The sequence below is a fragment of the Polaribacter sp. Q13 genome, from assembly GCF_016858305.2.
Taxonomy (GTDB): Bacteria; Bacteroidota; Bacteroidia; order Flavobacteriales; family Flavobacteriaceae; genus Polaribacter.
This window is the reverse complement of sequence record NZ_CP074436.1, coordinates 1,754,883-1,776,252: the sequence shown is the minus strand read 5'-3', so window position 1 is coordinate 1,776,252 and position 21,370 is coordinate 1,754,883. Positions and strand designations below refer to the sequence as shown.

The 21,370-nt window shown below is 29.5% G+C and carries 21 protein-coding genes; 11 read left to right on the top strand and 10 right to left on the bottom strand.

The features are described from left to right. Both JOP69_RS07440 and JOP69_RS07435 read left to right on the top strand, forming a co-directional pair. The gene (locus JOP69_RS07440) at positions 1-159 is read left to right on the top strand and encodes a hypothetical protein (RefSeq protein ID WP_203394051.1); all 159 of its coding nucleotides are present in this window, start codon (positions 1-3) and stop codon (positions 157-159) included. Between the two features lie 19 nt (positions 160-178). Then, on the top strand, positions 179-589 hold the full coding sequence (locus JOP69_RS07435) for a heavy-metal-associated domain-containing protein (RefSeq protein WP_203394052.1): 411 nt from the start codon (positions 179-181) through the stop codon (positions 587-589). Between the two features lie 993 nt (positions 590-1,582). On the opposite strand, the gene JOP69_RS18670 is transcribed toward JOP69_RS07435, so the two are convergent. After that, positions 1,583-2,044 (bottom strand): hypothetical protein, encoded by a 462-nt coding sequence (locus tag JOP69_RS18670; RefSeq protein WP_203394053.1) that lies wholly within the window; start codon positions 2,042-2,044, stop codon positions 1,583-1,585. Positions 2,045-2,463: 419 nt separating this feature from the next. On the opposite strand from JOP69_RS18670, the gene JOP69_RS18665 reads away from it, so the two are divergent. After that, positions 2,464-3,048: an OmpA family protein gene (locus JOP69_RS18665; RefSeq protein ID WP_252191208.1), complete on the top strand. Its 585-nt coding sequence runs from the start codon at positions 2,464-2,466 to the stop codon at positions 3,046-3,048. A 75-nt stretch (positions 3,049-3,123) separates the two neighbouring features. Here JOP69_RS18665 and JOP69_RS07420 read toward each other — a convergent pair whose 3' ends face one another. Then, positions 3,124-4,002 carry a sugar phosphate nucleotidyltransferase gene (locus JOP69_RS07420; protein ID WP_203394972.1) on the bottom strand — a complete coding sequence of 293 codons (879 nt, stop codon included), beginning with the start codon at positions 4,000-4,002 and terminating at the stop codon, positions 3,124-3,126. Positions 4,003-4,070: 68 nt separating this feature from the next. Between JOP69_RS07420 and JOP69_RS07415 the strand changes: the two genes are divergently transcribed. Beyond that, positions 4,071-4,673, top strand: a complete 603-nt coding sequence (locus JOP69_RS07415) for an alpha-ketoglutarate-dependent dioxygenase AlkB (protein ID WP_203394971.1) — start codon at positions 4,071-4,073, stop codon at positions 4,671-4,673. A gap of 28 nt (positions 4,674-4,701) precedes the next feature. Here JOP69_RS07415 and JOP69_RS07410 read toward each other — a convergent pair whose 3' ends face one another. From JOP69_RS07410 to JOP69_RS07400, 3 genes are all read right to left on the bottom strand, one after another. Continuing rightward, positions 4,702-5,409, bottom strand: a complete 708-nt coding sequence (locus tag JOP69_RS07410; RefSeq protein ID WP_203394970.1) for a LytTR family DNA-binding domain-containing protein — start codon at positions 5,407-5,409, stop codon at positions 4,702-4,704. 3 nt (positions 5,410-5,412) lie between these two features. After that, positions 5,413-6,456 carry a sensor histidine kinase gene (locus JOP69_RS07405; RefSeq protein ID WP_203394969.1) on the bottom strand — a complete coding sequence of 348 codons (1,044 nt, stop codon included), beginning with the start codon at positions 6,454-6,456 and terminating at the stop codon, positions 5,413-5,415. Between the two features lie 150 nt (positions 6,457-6,606). Continuing rightward, positions 6,607-7,626 carry a kelch repeat-containing protein gene (locus tag JOP69_RS07400; RefSeq protein ID WP_203394968.1) on the bottom strand — a complete coding sequence of 340 codons (1,020 nt, stop codon included), beginning with the start codon at positions 7,624-7,626 and terminating at the stop codon, positions 6,607-6,609. A 248-nt stretch (positions 7,627-7,874) separates the two neighbouring features. Between JOP69_RS07400 and JOP69_RS07395 the strand changes: the two genes are divergently transcribed. The 7 genes from JOP69_RS07395 to JOP69_RS07365 all read left to right on the top strand — a co-directional run bounded on the left by JOP69_RS07395 (position 7,875) and on the right by JOP69_RS07365 (position 15,997). Further along, positions 7,875-9,197: a DUF4270 family protein gene (locus JOP69_RS07395; protein ID WP_203394967.1), complete on the top strand. Its 1,323-nt coding sequence runs from the start codon at positions 7,875-7,877 to the stop codon at positions 9,195-9,197. A 1-nt stretch (position 9,198) separates the two neighbouring features. After that, positions 9,199-10,443, top strand: coding sequence for a hypothetical protein (locus tag JOP69_RS07390; RefSeq protein ID WP_203394966.1), 1,245 nt, complete (start codon positions 9,199-9,201; stop codon positions 10,441-10,443). Positions 10,444-10,539: 96 nt separating this feature from the next. Next, positions 10,540-11,430 (top strand): 23S rRNA pseudouridine(2604) synthase RluF, encoded by an 891-nt coding sequence (gene rluF, locus JOP69_RS07385; RefSeq protein WP_203394965.1) that lies wholly within the window; start codon positions 10,540-10,542, stop codon positions 11,428-11,430. A 319-nt stretch (positions 11,431-11,749) separates the two neighbouring features. Further along, a complete protein-coding gene (gene tgt, locus JOP69_RS07380) occupies positions 11,750-12,880 on the top strand; it encodes a tRNA guanosine(34) transglycosylase Tgt (protein ID WP_203394964.1) in 1,131 nt (376 codons plus the stop codon). A 97-nt stretch (positions 12,881-12,977) separates the two neighbouring features. Continuing rightward, entirely contained in the window at positions 12,978-14,069 is a 1,092-nt protein-coding gene (locus tag JOP69_RS07375) for an LptF/LptG family permease (RefSeq protein WP_203394963.1), read from the top strand. Then, a complete protein-coding gene (locus tag JOP69_RS07370) occupies positions 14,056-14,970 on the top strand; it encodes a DMT family transporter (protein WP_203394962.1) in 915 nt (304 codons plus the stop codon). The genes JOP69_RS07375 and JOP69_RS07370 overlap by 14 nt, the downstream gene beginning before the upstream one ends. 73 nt (positions 14,971-15,043) lie before the next feature. Beyond that, a complete protein-coding gene (locus JOP69_RS07365; protein ID WP_203394961.1) occupies positions 15,044-15,997 on the top strand; it encodes an acetyl-CoA carboxylase carboxyltransferase subunit alpha in 954 nt (317 codons plus the stop codon). A gap of 75 nt (positions 15,998-16,072) precedes the next feature. On the opposite strand, the gene JOP69_RS07360 is transcribed toward JOP69_RS07365, so the two are convergent. The 5 genes from JOP69_RS07360 to JOP69_RS07340 form a co-directional block, all read right to left on the bottom strand. Next, a complete protein-coding gene (locus JOP69_RS07360; protein ID WP_203394960.1) occupies positions 16,073-17,101 on the bottom strand; it encodes a TlpA disulfide reductase family protein in 1,029 nt (342 codons plus the stop codon). Between the two features lie 127 nt (positions 17,102-17,228). Beyond that, the gene (locus JOP69_RS07355; RefSeq protein ID WP_203394959.1) at positions 17,229-17,966 is read right to left on the bottom strand and encodes an NYN domain-containing protein; all 738 of its coding nucleotides are present in this window, start codon (positions 17,964-17,966) and stop codon (positions 17,229-17,231) included. Positions 17,967-18,120: 154 nt separating this feature from the next. Then, on the bottom strand, positions 18,121-19,281 hold the full coding sequence (locus JOP69_RS07350) for a DUF3095 family protein (protein WP_203394958.1): 1,161 nt from the start codon (positions 19,279-19,281) through the stop codon (positions 18,121-18,123). Positions 19,282-19,466: 185 nt separating this feature from the next. Next, the gene (locus JOP69_RS07345; protein WP_203394957.1) at positions 19,467-20,846 is read right to left on the bottom strand and encodes a M64 family metallopeptidase; all 1,380 of its coding nucleotides are present in this window, start codon (positions 20,844-20,846) and stop codon (positions 19,467-19,469) included. Then, on the bottom strand, positions 20,843-21,319 hold the full coding sequence (locus JOP69_RS07340; RefSeq protein WP_203394956.1) for a hypothetical protein: 477 nt from the start codon (positions 21,317-21,319) through the stop codon (positions 20,843-20,845). The genes JOP69_RS07345 and JOP69_RS07340 overlap by 4 nt, the downstream gene beginning before the upstream one ends. Positions 21,320-21,370 lie beyond the last annotated feature (51 nt).

The following is a 21,370-nucleotide window of genomic DNA, read 5'->3' as shown; positions in this document are numbered from 1 at the left end:
ATGACTAGAATAAAGACATTAAATTTAATAAGTATTCTGCTTGCCTTAACGGCGATAGCAATGCTAAGTATTGGTCTTATAATGAAAATTCCCGCTCCGGCTTTAACAGGTGTTGGATTTTTATTAATCGTATGGGCTTTACAAGTAATTAAAAAATAAATAATTAAATTTTGAAATAATGAAAAAAGTAATTTTGAGTCTAGCTGTAATAGCTACAATGGGTTTTTCAAGTTGTAAAAATGACGCCAAACAGAAAACTGAAACGATAGAAGTAACTAACAAAATGGCAAATTCAAACGTTTCTTTTGGTGTTAGAGGAAATTGTGGCATGTGTAAAAAGACCATAGAGACAGCAGCGAATGCGGTTGATGGTGTTGCAACTGCCATTTGGAATTTAGACAAAAAGGAAATTGAAGTGTCTTTTGATGATGCTAAAACCGATGCTATGGAAATTCATAATGCAATTGCTGCTTCTGGTTATGATACTGAGAAAGTCTCGGGAAGCGAAGAATCTTACAATGGTTTACCAAGCTGTTGCCAATATGACCACACAATGGCAATGAATCAGTCTGGTGAAATGAAAGAATAGGACTACTCAGGTAAATATGAATCATAAATTTTTTTTTGAGATTTTATCTAGAAGCTAGTCATATTTTTTTATATTTACAGCCAAAATTATACGCCCCCCTTGTGTAATTAAAACTACAGGATTAAGCTTAAACGTTTAATCCTGTTTATTTTTATACAAACAGGATTCCGATAACTTTAAAATATCCGTAACAATATTATTTTTAATATTGCTGTCATCATGTGATGCATAATTAAATACTATTTTTCATTGAAACTTATTTTTTAATGAATATTTTTTTTATTATTTGTGTAATTACTTATTGTACAGGTGTTTAATTTGGTTTAGTAGTTTTTTCAGGTTACAATAAAACGGATTTTGCTGCATTGTAAATATTTTTTTTGCGAACTTGATTTAGTTTGTATGTAGCAATTTCAATACCCTAAGCATTGTCAAATTTAAAATCCCTAAAATGAATAGTATTTTTTTTATAGATCCACCGCCCAAAATTCTACCTATTTTCTTCTGATTTCTATAAAATATTCTTATGTCTCATGCATGGGTTTGTAGTTAAAAATGTTTGCTAGTTTTTTTAGTTGAAGTAACATTTACTGGTTTGGAGTTATCGATGTTGTAATTTCTTTCTGTTAATTATACTATTAGCGGATGTATCGTTTATAAAATCATAGAATGTTTACTGCATTCTACTTTTATATTTTTAATTACAGTATAATCTGGCGTCACTTCTTTAAAATCAAAACCAGTACTTAAAACCGTATTTTAAGCGGCTTCAATTCTACTTTTTTCAAGACGTTTTCAAGCAGTGATAGGATTCTAAATTCTAACGCAATTAGAAATGTTGAGGATATGGTAAGATACTCTCTTTTTTAAATTCGAATACTATTTATAAAAAGTATTCGCATAGAGCTATAAAAAATGTGCAAAATAAATATTCAATTAAAATAAATATTTGGCCTAATGGACAAAATGGTTGGTCTTTATTTTGTAATTTCATTAGATTCTTTTAGCTCTTAAAAACTCATTTATAAATTTTATTTTTCTCTCTTTAGTTAATCCATTATGATTTCTAAGTTTGTTTTTTAAATCAGAAAAATGACCATCAATCATATTGGTTGTATTTGGAATATTTAATTCATAATTATCGTACCAAGTAAATAGCCATGTCATATTGGTATTAAGGCTCCTATATGCACTTCTAAGCCGTTTATGAGTGAAGTAGCTTTTACCTGTTTCAATATTAATAGTACGTTCATTTAAAAAGCTTTCCCACTTAATAAACCACATTTTTAATCCTCCTTCAAATGATTCTTTATCAGTGTTTTTTAGCATAGCGACATGAAGCTTCAGCTCAATAGAGGCGGGCGTTTTTGGGTTTTTAGTTATATACCTTCTTATTGTTGCAACTTGATGAAATTGACAAAGCTGAACAGGTATGTCTTTAAATGCTCCAACCAACCCTTTTCTGCCGTCACAAACGATAGCTACAACCTAAAAACCTTTAGATTTCAGTTCTTTAATACCCTTTATGTACAATGTATTAGTTTCTGATTTGACGTAATACCAAAGAAGATTTTCTTTACTGTATGCGTCTTTAAACAACATTAACCCAAAACTTCTGCCCCAGTAGGTTGTATCCATTAAAACAATAACCTTCTTTGGTGCTATTTCTACTTGCTTTACTTGATAAAGATCTAGTTTACGTTGGATTGTTCTTTTTGAGCATCCATATTTGACTGCTAGTTGTATATACGTTTGTTTTCCTCTGGCATATTCATCCCAAAGAAAATCTGCTGAAATTTGTTTTCCTCCATTAAAAATCTTGTTACAATTTAAACATTTGTAACGTTGTTTATTTAAGCGAGTACCGTATTTATGTGTGTTTAAACTATCACAAAATTTACATTTTTTTTATTCAAAACCTTTGGTTTGCCTCAAAGCTAATAAACAAAAGGGATAAGGAAGATTTTACCAACCATTTTGTCTATTATACCGAAGATTCAGAACAATTTATAACTGATAATGAAGCTAGTTTAGAATTAACTTTAGGCCTTAATTTAAAAGAAAGTGAATTTGTAAGAATCCGAGGACTTTTAATGATTGCAATCAACCCAATTTATTTTGATTTAGATAAATCATTTATTCGTCGGGATGCAGCAATAGAACTAGAAAAAGTTGCTAGAATTATGAGAAAATATCCAGAATTGAAGATTAAATTAGGTTCTCATACCGATAGTAGAGCTCCAGACGATTATAATATGGCATTATCTGAAAGAAGAGCTCAATCATCATTAGCTTGGTTAATAGCGAGAGGTGTTAATGCTTCTAATATAACTGGTAAGGGATATGGAGAAACGCAATTGGTAAACAAATGTTCTAATGATGTTAAATGTTCTGAAGCAGAGCATCAGTTAAACAGAAGAACGGAATTTGTAATATTAAATCCAGAAGCTATTAAATAGTATTATAAAATAGATTTAAAAAAGAAGGGTTCAACAAATTATTGTTGAACCCTTCTTTTTTAAGGTCTTTTAGGTTTAAATAGAACTCCAATCTAAGGTTGTATAATGTTTTTTTAAATAGGCTTTTACAGTAGCAATATCATCTTTAGAAGATAAGTCTGGTACGTGCTCTGAAAGTGGAATTCCTACAACTTTATTATTGGTTTTTGTAATGTAATTTAAAAGTGAAGTTTGCATTTCTTTTTCATTTCTAATAGGATGTACAGGACAATTTTTTAAAAAGGGATAAAACTCTTTTCCATCAAACTTAAAAATGTTCATACTTACTCTTAACTTTTTATCTCTATCATAAAAATTAGGCACTTCTGTTTCTGAAGGTTTTTCAAGAATGCGAATGAGTTCGTTGTTCTCATTTAATTTTGTCAATGCAAATTTAGAAATTCGCTCTAGCGGAAATTCTAATGTGTCTCTATTGTAACTGATAAATGCATTTTTATGTTCAGTTATTCTAAGTAAATTTAATGCTTCGGTAGAATATAAATTATCACTATTACAAACTGTATAAAATTGCTTATTCAATTCAGGGAATTGCTCTACTGCCTGCAAAAGAGCGTCTGCAGTTCCAAAAGGTTTTACTCTGTCTTTTGGAATATATTGTATGGGAAAAGAAATGTTTAATCCATTAAAATCGTTATTTTTCTCTTTACTTCCGTAGAACTCTTTAAACAAAACACCTTTTTCGTTGATAACAATATAGATGTTTTTATAACCCGCTTTTTTTGCATTATATAACAGATAATCTAATACAGGTCTTCCTGTATTATCTAAACTAATTAAACTTTTACTTCTGTTGTTTGCTTGTGTAGTTTCATCAGAATTTATGGTTTTAGAAGTTGCTGGTTTTTTCATTCTAGAAGAAGCTCCGCCAGCTAATATTATCAAGTTATTGTGCATATAAATTATCGTTTTTTTTTAGACTTTTTAAAAGTAATCAATTCAAGTTAAAATTGTATTTTTATTTAATGGATTTATTTTCTTCAGAAAAAATAGTTAATGTTTTACCTTTTGATGGCATTACAAATTATCATGGATTGATTCTAGATAAAAAACAATGTATGTTCTATTATCAAAAATTAATGAAAACTATCAACTTTAAAAATGATGAAGCAATTATTTTTGGTAAAAAGATACTTACGAAAAGAAAAGTAGCTTGGTATGGAGAATCGGAGTATTCTTATACCTATTCTAAAGTAACAAAAACTGCAAATATTTTTACTAAAGAATTGTTAGCCCTTAAAGAAATAGTAGAGCAGGAGAGTGGGGAAACCTATAATTCTTGTTTGTTAAATTTATACCATTCTGGAGATGAAGGAATGGCGTATCATTCCGACGGAGAAAAAATGCTAAAGAAAGATGGTGCCATAGCTTCTTTGTCTTTAGGCGCAGAACGTAAATTTTCTTTTAAACATAAAGAGAACAAGCAAAGAATAGATGTTATTTTAGAAAACGGAAGTTTATTGGTGATGAAAAAAGGGACACAAACCAATTGGTTGCACAGATTACCGCCTACAAAAAAAGTAAACTCGCCTAGAATAAATTTGACTTTTAGAAGTATAGAAATGTAATTTTCTATATGAATTTTAAAAGGTTCTGTTAATTTTCAATTTTTTTGATAAATTCGTCTCTATAGTTTAAACCAATCGGAATCCAGTTATCATCAATTATAATTCTATTTCTTTGCACAGAATAAATATGTTTTAAAGAAACAATAAAGGATTTATGTACACGGATAAAATTTACCTTCCCTAATTTTTCTTCAAAATTCTTAAGACTACTAAGTGTTAGAATAGGTTTTTCTCTATTGGTATGAATTTTAATATAATCTTTTAAAGACTCAATATATTTTATATCTGCTAAGTTTATTTTTAAATTTTCATATTCAGATTTCACAAAAATAAATTCTTGATTAGCTTCTTTATTTACACTAAGTGTTTCTTCTTCATTTTTAGATTGCAGTAAATTTTGTGCCCTTGTAGCTGCTTTTAAAAACCGATGAAAAGGGATTGGTTTTACTAGGTAATCTATGGCATTTAAATTAAAACCTTCTACGGCATAATGAGAGTATGCGGTTGTGAAGATAAACAGCGGTTTGTTGTCTAACGATTTTATAAAATCGATTCCAGAAAAATCTGGCATTTCGATGTCTGTAAATATTAAATCTATTTTTTGAGATTGTAAGATGGTTGATGCTTCAAAACCATTAGAGCAAGAGCCAACCAATTCTAAAAACGGAACTTTAGAAATAAAGTCTTCTAATAATTCTAGAGCCAATGGTTCATCATCAATAATTATACACTTCATTTTTTATTTTTTTAAGTTGATTTTTAAGTTTACTTCAAATGATTTTTTTGTATTTGTAATCTCTAGAGTATGTGTATTTGGATATAATAAATTCAATCTATTTTGTATGTTTTCTAAACCAATACCAGAATCTTTATTTAAGGTGTTTTGTAGTGATGCTAAATTGTAAACTTCTAAATTCAATTGATCATTATTGGTATAAATTTTAATAGTAATATCCGTTTTTCCTTTATAATCTGTTCCGTATTTAAATGCATTTTCAATAAAGGAAATAAGTAATAAAGGTTCTATTTTATAGTTTAAATTACCATGAATATTAATTTTTACACCGCTAGAATCTTTTAAACGTAATAACTGTAAAGAGATATAGTTTTTTACGTATTCTATTTCTTTCTCTAAAGAAATAAACTCTTCATTGGCTTCGTAAATCATGTATCGCATAAGTTCCGAAAGGGTAACAATAGCTACTGTGGTATCATCAGATTTTTTGTTTGCTAAAGAGTAAATACTATTTAAAGTATTGAATAAAAAATGAGGATTTAATTGTGCTTTTAAAAAGGATAATTCTGAATTTACTTTTTGTGAAGCTACAAGAGTTCTTTCTTTTTCAGATTTATACCATTCTGCAACTAGTTTTGTACAAGTACTTAACGCAAAGAACATTAATAATAAAATTGAAGGTCTTAAATTGAAATTATGATCTCTAGGTCTGCGAAAGTTAGTATTAAAACCTTCTTGAGCAAAAGGTGGTTTTAAAGAGAATCTTAAGAAATATTGCATCATAAAAATTATAGAAAATATAATTCCTAAGGAAATAATAAGGTATAAAATAATCTTTTTATTCAGTAAAAAATAGGGAATAAGAACTAAATAATTTAAATAAAAAACAGCGATAAAGGTAAAGTTTAAAATATAAAACTCATTCGGAATGATACTAAACCGAGCATAAGATTGAATAGCGGTTATCACCAAAAAGAAAATCCATATAAGACAATGGACAATAATAGTGGTGTTTGTTTTTTTTAATAAAGGACTCAATGTTTTCATTGTTTAACAAATGCAAAATTAGACTAGATGTTTCTTAAAAGTCTCCCAACAAATTGTTGTTTTTATCACAAAAAAGATTGAAAACTAGGTTCCTATTTTAGTAGTAATCTAATTCTCAATCTTAAAATGTATTCTTAAAATAAAGAGGTATTAATCATCTTCATTTTCTAATTCGTTGGGTTTAAATTCCCAAACATCATCAAAATAATAACTACTACTACTTCTACCCATTAAAACAAAGGCTTTAGTATCAAAAGTAAAAGCAGAAGCATCTTGTCTTGCAGAACCTTCAAATACAGGTAATTCATCCCAAGTATCTGTAGATGGAGTGTATTCCCAAGCATTTGTAGTTATAGAACCAGAGATTCCTGTTGTTACATATCCTTTTCCTTCTAAAGAAAATGCAACACCATTACTTAAGCGAGTGTCAAAATCATCGTCATCATCATCATCGTCATCTAAATCTGTTAAACGTGTCCAAGTAGTACCATTAAAAGAATAAAAATCTTCTTCGTAAGCTCCGTTATGAAGACCTAAACCAATATAAGCAACTTCATCAATTTTAAAAACAGAAGCATTCTTACGTTTTTGTCCACCAAAACCAACAGACTGTTCCCAAGAATCTGAAGCAACATCGTATTTCCAGAAATCTTTTTGCTCGCTTCCATCGTAACCAGTACCAATATAACCGTCATTACCAATAGAAAAACCAATAGCAGCATATCTTGCTGTTCCTGCAAAATCTGCTTTTTGAGTCCAAGAATCTGTAGTTGGGTCATATTCCCAAAAATCTTTTAGTTCTTCTACATCAAGTTCACCATTAAATCCGGTACCTAAATATCCTTTTCCATTAATGGCAAAACCTACAGCTCCACTTCTGGCAACACCAGGAAAATCAGCTTTTTTTACCCAATAATCACTATCAGAATTATACTCCCAAGTATCGGTTAAATAATCATCACCATCATAACCTGTTACTAAATATCCTTTATTACCAATGGTAAAACTGACAGCGTTTGCTCTAGAATCTCCATCAAAAGTAGAACTTTCTACCCAGTTTCCGTATTCATCATCATCGTCATCACTACTACATCCTATAAAAAATAGAGACATTAGCAATGCTGCTAAAAACAGCACACTACTTTTTTGTATTAAATTTGTTTTTCTCATTAGATTTAATTTATTCATTTGCTTAATTATTGGGCAAACTTAAAAGCTAATAAATGACTAACAGTACAAAATAGACAAACAAGGGTATTTTATAGATAAACATGTAAACCAAATGTTAATTTTCTTAAAAGGTGTTAATTATTGTGTTTAACGGTGTTTTATAGTGGTAAGTCTATAAAAAAAGACTGTTTATATATTTTATGATTTGTTATGTTAACCACCCTAATATTTTTGCTTGAAAAAGTAAAATGAAGTATTTAATTTTTGGTGTTATAGGTATTGTTTTTTTAGCATCTTGTGCTACAGATGATACTACTTATGAAGTAGGAAGCGATTTTATTGAAAACAACATTCAAGTTAGAGTAATAGATACCTTTTCTATAAAAGCAGGGACTTTTAAATTAGACTCTTTAATTACTTCTGGTACCAATAGAATTTTAGTTGGTAATGTTGTTGATGAAAAATTAGGGAGTATATCTGCAAAATCTTATTTACAATTAATTACCTCTAGTTTTTCTATAAGTACAGATGCCGTGTATGACTCTATAGGTATGGTTTTAAATTATGATAACTACTATTATGGTGATACAACTAAAGTACAAACATACACATTACATAGAATAAAAGAAACGGTAGCGCCCGCAGATGATGCTACTAGTTTTTACAATACTTCTTCCTTAGCTTTTGACCCTGCAATTTTAGGGCAACTGTCATTTACGCCAAGACCAAATAAATCTACAGATTCTTTATTTGTTAAAATGGATGATGTTTTAGGAGAAGATATTTTTAATAAAATAGTAGATAATGATATTAATAACACAGACGATTTTTTACAGTATTTTAAAGGATTGGTAATAGCGCCAGATACTTCTGTAAATAGCCATGTTTTAGGTTTTAATGTACAAACTACAGCAAGTACTGTAGGAAACTCTAGTATGAGGTTGTATTACTCTATAAAAGATGATGATAGTGAAGATAATGATTATTATATAGATTTTGTAATTTCATCTGCCACACAACAGTTTAACGAAATAAAAACAAATTTATCTAATACCATTGTAGGTGAATTTGAAGATGGAGAAGAAATTAAATTAAGTACAAGTACAGATAATTTATTATTTGCTCAGGGAGGATCTGGAATTACAGCTAGAATAGAAATGCCTTCTATTAAAAGACTTGCTGAACTGTATGAAAATGCATCTACTTTAAGTGCCGAACTAACGTTTAATCCATTAAAAAGAACTTATAATGATGACAATCCTTTACCAGAATCTTTGTTGGTTTATGTTGTAGATCATAAAAATAGAATTATACAGCAACTTACAGATATAGACGGCAATACAGCTTCTGCTATTTTGGTAGAAGATACATATGAATTTAATGAAGACACGCATTACAGGGTTAATTTAAGTGGTTTTGTAGAACAAATTTTAAATTCAGAGACCGATTTAAATTATGCTTTAATGATTCAATATCCAAACTATTCAAAAGAAGTAAACAATTTGGTGATAGAAAATAATGCAAGTACAAATAAAGAGATAAAATTATCAGTAAAATATTTAAACTATTAAGATGAAAAATAAGATATTATTAATAGTATTGGTCGCTTCTGTACATTCTTTATTTGCTCAAAGTAATTCAAATACACCTTATTCTTTATTTGGTTTAGGAGTAGAAAATAAAACAGCCACAGGAGGTTTAACAGGGTTAGGTAACACAGGTATTGCACAAGCTAATCCGTTTGAAATAAATTTATTTAATCCAGCTAGTTTAAGTGGTATTTTACCAAAGTCTTTTTTATATGAGTTTGGTTTAAACGGAACATATTCTACCTTAAAAACCAAAAGTATAAGTGAAAGTACTAGCAATGGTAACATTTCTCACATTGCAATTGCATTTCCAATAAAACAAGGTTGGGGTATGAGTGTTGGTTTACTTCCGTATACAAAAACAGGTTATAATATTGATATAGAAAATGCCATTGAAGGTTCTGCAGACACCTATATTACAAGAGTAACAGGAGAAGGAGGTTTAAATAAATTTTATATATCTACGGGGTTTAAAGTGATTAAAAATTTATCTTTAGGGGTAGATGTCGCTTTTCTTTTTGGCTCTATAAATCAAGAAAGTTTAGCCTATGCAGGTTCTTTGGTTTCTATTAGCGACCAAAATTATTATGGAGGCGTAAAGTTAAAAACAGGATTGCAATATAAATTACCAGCAATTAAAGGTGTAGAAACTACTATTGGCGGTACCTTAGAATTGCCTTCATCTTTAGGAGGAACGCAAACAAGAACTTCTTATAAAACGTCATCTAGTGGAACCTCAATTGCTATTGAAAATGAAGTTGAAAATGACCTAGATAATTTCGAACTTCCGTTTTCTTACGGAGTAGGAATTACATCTGTGATCAATAAAAAAATTACGACGAGTTTAGATTACCGAAAATTACTTTGGAGTGATACTTCTCAACCACAAAATAACGAAAGTTATGCAGATCAATCTATCTATGCAGTAGGGGTAGAATATGTGTCTTCATCAAAAAAATATAATTATTGGTCTAATATAAAATATAGAGCTGGTTTTAATTATAATACAGGTTTTCTAAAGATTTCTAACCAACAAATAGATAGTTATTTTGTGTCTTTTGGTTTAGGTTTACCAATGAAAAAGTATAGCAACGATAATTTTAATATTTCTTATTCTTATGGTAGAGAAGGTACTTTAGATAACAATTTAATTCAAGAGAAATTTCATAAAATAACTTTAAACCTAAACTTTGTTGGTAAATGGTTTAATAAAAAGAAAATAGATTAGTGTTGTAATTTTAGTACAATAGAAATTTAATTTTCAACAAGGCGATTAAACTCCTTGTGAATGAAATGTTGTATTTTAGCGCAAAAATATTTTCTTTTGGATACTACAAATCAAAAATCTACAAACCTTAATAAATATATCAGTTCATCTGGTATGTGCTCTCGTAGAGAAGCAGAAAAATTTATAAATGAAGGTAGAGTTACCATCAATGGTAAACCAACGCAATTAGGAAACAGAGTTGCTAAAAAAGACGTTGTTAAATTAGATGGACGATTAGTAGAACCTAAAAACGTTACGCTATATATTGCCTTAAATAAGCCGGTGGGTATTGTTTCTACCACCGATGATAGAGAACCAAATAACATTGTAAAACACGTTAATTACCCAGAAAGATTATTCCCTATTGGGCGTTTAGACAAACCGTCTGAAGGTTTAATTTTTTTAACAAATGATGGAGATATCGTAAATAAAATTTTACGAGCTGGTAACAATCACGAGAAAGAATATTTTGTTTCTGTAGACAAATCTATCTCCGACGATTTTATTGATAAAATGGGGAATGGGATTCCTATTTTAGGCACTGTAACCAAAAAATGTTTTGTAGAAAAAGTAAGTGATAAAATCTTTAAAATTGTTTTAACGCAAGGCTTAAATCGTCAAATTAGAAGAATGTGCGAATACTTAGATTACGAAGTAACCAAGTTAAAACGTACTAGAATAATGAATGTAGAACTTGGTTATCTACAAGCAGGAGATTGGCGAGAATTAACAGAAGAAGAAATGAAAGAAATTAATAAAATGATTTCTACATCCTCTAAAACCCAAGAAGCATCTGCGGTTAAAGACAAACCTAAAAAGCAAGTTTCTAAGAAAAAAACAGCTCCAACTAAAAACGATTTTAATAAAAAAAGTGCTTCTTTTAGAAAATCATCACCAAAAAGTAAAAGAAATAATTCAAGTTTTTCATCAAAAAAGAAACGCTGGTAAAATTATTTGGGCGTTACCTTGCAGGTCAGGCTTTACGCTATATCTTTTATTATAATTTCATGCAAAAGCATAAAAATCATAATAAAAGGATGCCGCTTCAATCCTTAACGCACATTTTAGCCAACCAAAATAAAGCCATAATTTTTTGCCTTTTTTATAACAGTTCATTTTATTTATCAATTCTTAAATAATAGTATCTTTGCAGGCAATGAAATGGAATTTATTTAAAAAAATAAATAAATGAGAGGACCAGATAATTATATCGGTTCTAAAGTTTTGTAATTAATTATAGTTACAAAAATCATCAAAAATTAAACGATTGAAATTCGACTTAAAAATTACCGACCCAAAAAGTAAGGCAAGAGCAGGAGTAATAACTACTGATCATGGAGTTATAGAAACTCCAATTTTTATGCCTGTGGGAACTGTTGGAACCGTAAAAGGAGTACATCAAACAGAATTAAAAAACGACATAAATCCTGATATTATTTTAGGAAACACCTATCACTTATACCTACGTCCTGGTTTAGATATTCTAGAAAAAGCAGGTGGTTTACACAAGTTTATGAATTGGGATAGAAATATTCTAACAGATTCTGGTGGATACCAAGTATATTCTCTTTCTGGAAGAAGAAAAATTAAAGAAGAAGGCGTAAAGTTTAAAAGTCATATAGATGGTTCTACGCATCATTTTACACCAGAAAATGTAATGGAAACGCAACGAACTATTGGTGCAGACATTATTATGGCGTTTGATGAATGTACACCGTATCCTTGCGATTATAATTACGCAAAAAGATCTATGCACATGACGCATAGATGGTTGACAAGATGTATCAATCATTTAGATAAATTACCTTATAAATACGGTTTCGAGCAAACTTTTATGCCAATTGTGCAAGGAAGTACGTATAAAGATTTACGTATACAATCTGCAGAATATATAGCAAATTCAGGTCAGCAAGCAAATGCAATTGGCGGACTTTCAGTAGGAGAGCCTGCAGAAGAAATGTATGCAATGACAGAGGTTGTTACAGAAATTTTACCAGAAGACAAGCCAAGATATTTAATGGGAGTTGGTACGCCAATTAACATTTTAGAAAACATTGCTTTAGGTATAGATATGTTCGATTGTGTGATGCCAACAAGAAACGCTAGAAACGGAATGTTGTTTACAGCACATGGTTCTATCAACATTAAAAACAAAAAGTGGGCAGAAGATTTTTCTCCAATAGACGATATGGGAATTACTGGAGTAGACACCATGTATTCTAAAGCTTATTTACGTCATTTATTTGCAGCAAAAGAAATGTTAGGAAAACAAATAGCCTCTATTCATAATTTAGGTTTTTATGTTTGGTTAACACGAGAAGCAAGAAAACATATCTTAGCAGGAGATTTTAGAGAATGGAAAGACATGATGGTAAAACAAATGGATAAACGTTTGTAGCAGTAAGCAGTTTTCAGAGGCAGTAAACAGTAAAAAAAAGTAAAATTATACAGTTTACATTTACACGATTAAACATTTACACAATTACACAAAATAGGTGAAAATAATAGATTGGTACATATTAAAACGATTTTTGGTAACTTTTTTGTTTACCCTATTAATCTTGATTCCTATTGCTATTGCTATAGATATTTCTGAAAAAATAGATAATTTTTTAGAGCATAAAGATTTAGGATTTTATCAAATTGTAGATGAGTATTATAAAAACTTTATCATCTATTACGCCAATACTTTTATGCCTTTGGCACTATTTATAGCTGTTATTTTATTTACATCTAAGCTATCTAACAATACAGAAATTATTGCCATTACAAATGCAAAAGTTTCATTTACACGATTATTATATCCTTATTTTGTAGGAGCAACTTTAATTACAGTTGTTTCTTTAGGTATGAATCATTTTGTAGTGCCAAACAGTAGTAAAGAAAGAAAGAAGTTTGAAAGAGAATATGTTCATAGTAGTAGACGAAATCACGAGTTAAAATACGTTAAAGAATTTAGTTTACAACTTACAGATAGTACCTATATTTTTATACGAAGCTTTGATACGGAATCTAATGCTGGTTACGATTTTACATCAGAAGTTTATGATGGAATAAAAATGAAATCAAAACTAGTTTCAGATAGAATAAGCTATAGCAAAAAAGATTCTACTTTTATTTTATCTAACTGGAGAATGCGTAAAATTTTTAAGGATAGAGATAGTATTTTTTCAGGAACTAAAATTGATACCGTTTTTAATTTTACACCTAAAGATTTAATATACAAATCTGCATTGGCACAAGAAATGCCTTCTAATGAGTTGCTTAAGTTTATTAATGTTTCTAAAAAACGAGGTGTTAAAAATTTAAATGCCTATTTGGTAGAATTTTATAAAAGAACAAGCTTGCCAATAGCTTCTTATATCTTAACAATTATTGCCGTTGCTTTAGCTTTTAGAAAAAGAAGAGGAGGTACTGGGGTTAATTTAGCATTGGGTATTGGTATTATGTTTCTATATGTTTTTATAATGAAAATAGCAGAGGTTTTAGGTGCAGTTGCGGGTGTAAACTCTCTTCTATATGTTTGGCTTCCAAATATAGTTTTTGGTTGTTTAGCCATTTACCTCTACTTTTATGCAAGAAAATAGATTAAAGAACTATTTACTGCTGCACCTCATCGTTTTTATTTGGGGGTTTACTGCTATTTTAGGTGCTTTAATTAGCCTACAGGCCATTCCGTTAGTTTGGTATAGAATGTCTTTAGCGGTACTTTTTATTGTGCTGTATTTTATAATCAAAAAGAAATCGTTTAAAGTAGATAATAAAGGAATTGTAAAGTTTTTTGTTACAGGTGTTATTATTGCGCTACATTGGATTTTTTTCTTTAAAGCTATTAAGGTTTCTAATGTTTCTGTGGCCTTGGTAACTATGAGCACGGGAGCTTTCTTTGTAGCTTTAATAGAGCCTGTTTTCTTTAAAAGAAGAATTAATCCTTTAGAAATGGTATTGGGCTTAATTGTTATTTTAGGACTTTACATTATCTTTAATTTTGAAAGTCAATATCAATTAGGAATTATTTATGCCTTAATATCGTCTTTTTTAAGCGCATTGTTTTCTGTTTTTAATGGTCTCTTTATTAAAAAATATGAAGCAGATACAATATCATTATATCAATTAACTTTTGGTGTGCTTTTTATATCTGTTTATCTTTTAATTACAAACAGGTTTTCGGTATCCTTTTTTGTGATTCCAACATCAGATTGGATATATCTCTTTATTTTAAGTAGTATTTGTACAGCGTATGCCTTTATAGCCTCGGTTAAGGTAATGAAATATATATCGCCCTATACCGTAATGCTAACCATTAATTTAGAGCCTGTTTATGCAATTATTTTGGCGTTATTTATTTTTGGTGATAAAGAAAAAATGAATCCAGAATTTTATTTTGGAGCATTTATAGTTTTGTTTGTGGTTTTATTAAACGGAATTATAAAGAATAAAACGGTGATAAGAAATAAGCTTAAAGCTAAGGCTGTTAGAAAAAAGTAACTTCTTTTAAAAAAAACAATTAATTTTATAGTATGTTTGTCTATCCAAACAACTAAAATCAAATAATTACAATATGGAATATTTAGATTTTGAAATGCCTATTAAAGAGCTTTTAGATCAACTAGATAAATGCCAAATAATTGGTAAAGAAAGTGATGTAGATGTAAGTGCTACTTGTAAGAAAATCGAAAAAAAATTAGATAAAGCTAAGAAAGATATTTATAAAAACTTAACGCCTTGGCAAAGAGTTCAATTATCTAGACATCCTAATAGACCTTATACTTTAGATTATATTAAAGCCCTTTGTGGAGATACTTTTATGGAGCTCCATGGAGACAGAAATGTAAAAGATGATAAAGCCATGATAGGTGGTTTAGGTAAAATTGGCGATCAATCGTTTATGTTTATTGGTCAACAAAAAGGATACAATACAAAAACGCGTCAATACAGAAATTTTGGAATGGCGAATCCTGAAGGCTATAGAAAAGCGTTGCGTTTAATGAAAATGGCAGAAAAATTTGGTATTCCTGTGGTTACTTTGTTAGACACACCTGGAGCTTATCCTGGTTTAGAAGCAGAAGAACGAGGACAGGGAGAAGCAATTGCTAGAAATATTCTTGAAATGACACGTTTAAAAACACCAATTATTACAGTAGTTATTGGTGAAGGAGCTTCTGGTGGAGCTGTAGGTATTGGAGTAGGAGATAGAGTGTATATGATGGAAAATACATGGTATACTGTTATTTCTCCAGAATCTTGTTCATCTATTTTATGGAGAAGTTGGGAGTATAAAGAACAAGCTGCTGCTGCCTTAAAGTTAACAGGTACAGATATGAAGAGGTTAAAGTTAATTGACGGAATTATACAAGAACCAGTTGGTGGTGCACATACCGATAGAGCAGGAGCTTTTAAGGCTGTAGAAGAACAAATTCTTGCTGCTTTTGGTGAATTGAAAGACTTAACCAAGGTAGATTTAGTTTCTCAAAGAATGGATAAATATGCTACAATGGGGGTTTACAAAGAGTAATCCCTAATTATAAAGTCATAAAAAAAAGCGAAATCTACATGTAGATTTCGCTTTTTTTTTATGCTTACTATTTTATTAAATACCTAAAGATTCTAATAAAGTTTTAAGTCTAGGATCTGAAGGTCTTGGTGCATTTGCATCAACAATATTACCTTGTGGATCTATTAAAATAAATCTTGGTATACCAGATATTTGATATTCTTGTTGAAAACTAAAGTCTTGTCCTGCCCAAAGTTGTACACCTCCTAATTTGTTTTCTTTTACAAAATCTCTCCATTTTTTCTCTGCAGCTTCCCAAGTACCACCACTTCTTCTAGATTCGTCAGTAGAAATACTTACAAATTCTATGTTTTTATTATGGAATTCTTTTTCAATACTTTTTAAAGAAGGAATTTCTCTAATACAAGGTCCACACCAAGTAGCCCAAACATCTATATATACATATTTTCCTTTAAAAGAATCTAAAGATTTTTTACCTCCTTTAACATCTACATAGTTTTCAAATTTAGGAGAAGCTTTTCCTTTGGCCATACCTTTATTAGATATGTACGTTTTTTCAAAATATTCAAACATTTGTGTATTTTGTTTAGAAGCCATATCTACTAAAGAACTATCTAAATCATCATAAGAAGATAAAATACCATCAAAATCTTTTTTTAATGAACTCATTTTAGCATCAAAAGCTTCTTGGTCTAAAGCAAAAATATCCGCAGGGTTTCCAATTTCCTGGCTTTTTTCTATCTGAGCAGCTATAAAATTACTGTTAGAAGATCCTGCACCAGTATATTTTAAACTTGTCATAAATTTTTCTGCATCACCTTTAATAGTAAGGTCAAATCCATTTTTTAAATATAATGGAGCTCTTTTTTCTCTACTTGTTTCAAATGTATAAACATCTACTCTAGGTACTTTTAAAGAGTCTTTAAAAGAACCATCTTTATTTATAGAAATTGTTTTAACAACACCTGTTCTCCCAGAAATGGTTATGATAGAATCTGTGTTGTTTTCTAGTTTACCCGATAAAGAAATGTATTCTTTAGAATGTTCTTTAGTACAAGAGGCAATTACTAGCATTGTAAAAAGTGCAAGAGTTAATTTTTTCATTTTATTTATTCTTAAATTTAAGGTCAAATATATAACATATACATAAATAAAAATAGTTAAAATTAATAGCATATACAGAAGGCAAATTGCTGCTTTGTAAATTAATTATTTGGGTAAAACTATGGTATTATTTATTCTTTACAAAAATCAATTTATACCTACTTTTTGAGTTTTCTCTTTGATCTAATTCAAATTTACCAATTGATTTAATTAGTGGAGTTAATTTATCAAAACCATAATTTCTTGAATCAAAATTAGGTTGTTTTTTCTGAAGTAAACTACCTACATCTCCAAGAAATGCCCAACCTTCTTCATCAGATAAATCATTTATAGTTGTAGAAATTAACTTGATCACTTTTGAAGTTATTTTATCAACATTATCTTTTTCATTGTCTTTAGTACTAATACTTTCTTTCTTTTCCGTTTGCTTTCTAATAATTTCTATATAAATAAATTTATCACAAGCTACAATAAAAGGGGTTGGTGTTTTTTTCTCTCCAATACCAATAACTTGCTGTCCTGCTTCCCTTAATCTAGTAGCAAGTTTGGTGAAATCACTATCGCTAGAAACTAAGCAAAACCCATTTACTTTTTCTGAATATAAAATGTCCATGGCATCAATAATCATGGCAGAATCTGTAGCATTTTTACCTGTGGTATACGCGTATTGTTGAATGGGAGTAATGGCGTTTTGGAGTAATAAATTTTTCCATTTAGACAAATGTGGACTCGTCCAATCTCCATAAATTCTTTTAATGGTGGGGTTACCATACTTCGCAATTTCCTCCATCATTTCTTTAACGTGAGCAGAAGGTATATTGTCTCCGTCTATAAGTACTGCTATATTCATATTATTTTGTGACATTGTTTTTCGATTTAAAATTGATTAGAACGGTAAGGTCTTTAGTCAACCTTTTATTCTATAATTATAAGTAAAAAGTAAAGTTAGTTTTTTGATTTGATAAAATCAACATGTAAAAACATTTGTTTTAGTTTTTGATAAAATTCAAAGTATAAAACTAATTTAATGCTTTCATTTTTACTTTAAACATTTTTGCTGCAGAGGTATAACCACCTTCTGTACCGTCTACAAAGTGAGCATGTTTTGTTTTTCTATCTAATACATAACAAGACATTACAGAAGCGTGCGTTACATGTAGGCCATAAATAACTTTTTTTTCTTTTTCTAGTTGATTTAAATAGGCTGTAAAAAGATCTATTTTAGGTTGCTCTGCTGTAAATATTGTATTAATCATGCCGTCTAGCATAAAAGTGTGCGATAATTGACTTACTTGGTTTAAATATTGTTTTCCATTTTCAGACATACTAAAATACCATTTTCCAACAAGTGTTTTAAGCCAATTTTTAAATAGATATGTCAGGTTTTTATTGGCGAGCGTAACTTTCATTTCTTCCCATATTTTAGAAATACTAAAATTTAATTTTAAACTTTTAGTTTTTATGGGTTGTCTGCTATTAAAAGTTCCAAAAATAGTATCCATTTTAGTAAGAATGTCTCTATAAATAATTCTTTGATCTTTTTCGTTTACAGCATCTAATAATAAACATACAACTTTCTTTTTTGTCTGTGCAGGATTAATTTCTTTCCATCTACATTCCATCCCTTCTAAGTTTAAAAGGTCTTTTTTAAAGTTAATATCTTCTATTTCTGTAAAAGTACTTTTAATAATTGCTTCGGCTTTTTTTAGTCCATTTCCTAAAATAATAGGAATTGCTAATTGATCTGTAAGTTGATGTTTTACTATTTTTAAAACTGTTTTTTGAGTGTTTAAATCCTGAACAGGAATATGTCCGACTCTAAGAGTTAAATTTATATTTCTTTTAATATGAAGACTGTAATTTTCTAATACTACTGTAATTTTCTTAAGAAGCAAGTTCGGAATAATAAAAGTAGCACCATCGCCACCAAAAAAATACGGAATTTCAATATGCTGTTTTTCTTTTCTAATGGTGTTTAAAACAGAAATTATTGCACCTGTTGCTGTTAAGTTTATCTGATGATGTTTGCCTTCGTCAACAGCTTTGGTAGAGTTTTTAACATCAACAACTACTACATGCCAAGTGTTAGGAATCTCAGAAAAATCTGATTCATCAGCTAATAAATCGACAAGCGTTTTGTTAGATTTCTTTAATAGTGTGTAGTATTTTATATTCTCCATTATTTTAAATACTGATTGATGATATAGATATTCAGTTGCTAAGTTAGTTTTTTTTAAAATATATAAGAAGTTAAAAAGGATGTGGCTTTATTAATAAGAAGAAAAGGTCGAATCAAAAAAAAACCTCAAAATGTATATTTTGAGATTTTTTGAAACTAATTTGAGGTTTTAAAAAAGGATTGTTTTTATTCTTTAATTATTTTCTTAGAGATTTTTAATCCGTTTTCAAATGTAAAATTGATAAAATAGACTCCCGAAGGTAGTGCGCCTATTCTAATATTTTGATTTCCGCTTATGTTATTAATTTTTTTCTGAATCAATTGCTTTCCAGAAATAGCACTAATAAACACATTATAGTTTTCATTATTGTTTGTTATATCAAAATATAAAATATCCTGAGTAGGGTTTGGGAATAGTTTTATGTCAAAACTATTTGTGGAAATATCATCGATACTTAAGGTACTAGAATTTATGTTCCAAAGAGTTGTGGCAAAATGTATGGTTTCGTGATTGTCAACTTTAAGTAATGCAGACTTATCTTCAATAGTTGCTAGTAGTTGATTGTTTCCACTCACTAAATCTTCTTTTGAAATAGAGACCGTATAGTCTTCACTATTTACAACCGTTCCGTTTAAAGTCCATGATATAGCTAAGGTGTTTGGTAATGGATTAATCGTGTTTATTGTAAAATCTATAGGTGTAGATAAATCTATAGGACCCGTATTTTGTGGAGAATAAGTATCTATTGGCGAGGTCATAGAATGTATCTGTTCTATTGTAGCCTCTGTACAAACTGAACATAAAGGTTGGTTTAAGCGACGCATTTTACAGTTTTGGTGTGGTCTATACCAACTTGCAGCCGTTCCGGTTTCTCCATACGGGTATATACCAACTCCGTTTTTGTTTATCCAGTTTGTCCATTTAATTTTTGTAGGGTCTGTTTCCTGTGTTGTATTAATGCCTTCTAACAAATAATCATCAGTTGCATAATACTCGTCAAGAAGTTTAACAAAAGAGTGTCCTAATTCATGTATAGCAATTTGATTCGAATTTACATCAAGAGATGCTACCGCAATTTCACCACCACTACCACCATAATACGGACTGTTCACTAGTACTAAAACAATGTCGTAACTAGGAAAGTTGTTTGCTAAAACGTTAAAAACGGTAGCATTATTAGATACAAGTAATCTGTGATTTCCAAAAGCATCAAAAGTAGAACCAAAATAATTATCTACACTTTTTATAGGGTGTGCTGGTTCTGAAACATTGGTACCTGTACCAGGGTGGTTTGCTCCACTTTCATTAGAAGGTACTTTTATAGCATGAACATTAAAATAGTTTTTATATTCTTTATAAGGTGTTTCTGCAAACAAAGCATTCGAAAAATTGGTAGCATCTGTTACAAATTGGCCTAATTCATTACTTTGGTAGCCATCAGATAAAATAACTACATTAATTCGACTATCATTAGGACCTGATTGAAAAATTGTTTCTATATCAAAAGTTTGTGCGTTAACAAATGTCGATAAAAACAGAAGAGTTAAGAGTACTATTTTTTTCATAATTGTGTTTTTAAAAGGCTGTTATTTGTGTTATTTGTCAATTTAAGTGTTATAAATTTTGTTTGAGGATTTAAATCCATTCTAACAGATATGGTTGTGCTATTTAATTCAATTGTTTTTCGACCTAGTTCACCTGAAGGATCTGCAAATTCAACATTTTTTAGTAATGGATTCTTTATATAAATACTGTCAATAATTTTTGAATTAATATCTTGTTGAAGGCATATTAAATCTCCTGGGTTACGGCTTGTTGCTGTTTTCCGTCTCTTTTTAAGGTGTCCATCAGTAATTATTTTATTAATTAAAGTAAAATCTGTGTTTGTATCAGAGTCTTTAGAAATTTTATAATTTAAGAAAATAATTTTAGAAGCAACTTTAGTAGTTGTTTCTTCTGTAGAGCTATTAGTTGTGCTCTTTTTTAAAGAGGTACAACTTACTATTAATAAAAATAAAAGAAGAGGGGGGAGTTTCATTTAGTTTTAAAATTTAATCTGTTATTGTATACTTTTATAAAAAGTCTTTAA